Origin of the sequence: Halomonas sp. 141 (assembly GCF_002810305.1) — a bacterium.
GTDB classification, from domain to species: Bacteria; Pseudomonadota; Gammaproteobacteria; order Pseudomonadales; family Halomonadaceae; genus Vreelandella; species Vreelandella stevensii.
In genome coordinates, this window is sequence record NZ_PINZ01000129.1 from 1 (window position 1) to 758 (window position 758).

Genomic DNA, 758 nt, shown 5'->3' on the forward strand with positions numbered 1-758 from the left:
GAGGTTGTCGCAAATCTCCTAACGACTCAAAACTAAACCTATACACAACGATGTCGATGGCTGGACGACATCATCACGCACGCCCTGGGAGGCGCGATCTTTTTCTTTGTTGCCAGGTAAGGTAATCCCAGGCATCCCCACAACCACTCCCAGAGATGATGACAAAGGCTCAGCGCTACAGCGCGAGCCAAGTTGTAAGCCAAGGCATGCAAGGAAAACTCGCGTTTGACACCCGCCAGCCCACGGCGCCGGAAGCGAGATAGTCCCTGTTGCTGACGTAGCGCTGAAAACACTGGCTCGACCATGGCCTTTCGCTGCCGGAAGACCGCTTGGGCTCCCGGGTGGGTCATGATTTGTTGCAATGCCAGGCGTGCCTCGTCCTCCGGGTAATGTTTGATTCGGCGCCCCCGGACCGAACGGGTACAAGCAATCCGTTGCGGACAGCCCTCGCAGGCATTGCAGGCATAAACCGTTTGCTCACGCGAGCGTACCGACGCGTTTATATGACTGATGCGCTGAAGCCGCTGCCCCGCTGGACAGTAGTAAACATCCTGTTCGGCATCGTAAGTGAATAGGCTTTTATGATACAGGCCCTTCGCTTTGTCAGTGGTACTGGGCCTGGGCGGGCAAAGCAGGCTGACATCACGCGCCAGTGTCGCGTTAATAACGCCATCATCAAAATAGCCGGCATCCAGCAGAAGCTCGCGTGGGATCTTGGGTTCCACGCGCTCGCTCTGATCGATCAGCTCACCCACCAC

General features: G+C 56.7%; 1 protein-coding gene. It reads right to left on the reverse strand.

The features are described 5' to 3' along the window. Positions 1-38: 38 nt before the first annotated feature. Positions 39-758, reverse strand: a 720-nt coding sequence (locus CWI66_RS17665; protein ID WP_157809014.1) for a transposase, incomplete at its 5' end; no start/stop codon positions are given.